General features: G+C 61.7%; 1 protein-coding gene. It reads right to left on the bottom strand.

Annotated elements, in window-relative coordinates; all coding sequences use genetic code 11:
- A partial coding sequence (locus QM716_RS29145; RefSeq protein ID WP_283307719.1) for a condensation domain-containing protein occupies nucleotides 1-501 on the bottom strand: 501 nt, incomplete at both ends.

Here is a 501-nt window from a genome sequence, read left to right as displayed (position 1 = left end):
GACTGATCAGCAACGACGGCACCGAGGATCCGCCCGAACCTGTCCGCGAACCCAGCCACCGTCGACTCGTCGAACAAATCCGTCGCATACGTCAACGACGCCGCCATCCCCGCCGGAGCGCCCGCTTCGTCGAACGACTCCACCACCGTCAACTGCAGATCGAACTTCGCCGCCACCGCAGTGGCATCGACACCCGCAACCCGCAGATCACCCAACTGCAACGCCGACTGCTCCATGTTCTGGAACGCCAACATCACCTGGAACAACGGACTCCGAGCCTGCGACCGCGCCGGATTGAGCACCTCCACCAAACGCTCGAACGGAACATCCGCATGCGCAAACGCCTGAAGATCAACCTCCCGCACACCCGCGAGCAGATCGACGAAACTCTCCGAAGAATCCACCCCCGTCCGCAACACCAACGTGTTGACGAACATCCCGATCACATCATCGAGAACCTGCTCACCACGACCCGCCACCGGAGTACCGATCGCAATATCG

It is taken from the genome of Rhodococcus sp. IEGM 1409 (assembly GCF_030056735.1).
In the GTDB taxonomy this organism is placed as follows: Bacteria; Actinomycetota; Actinomycetes; order Mycobacteriales; family Mycobacteriaceae; genus Rhodococcus_F.
This window is presented reverse-complemented; position numbering and strand designations above follow the sequence as displayed.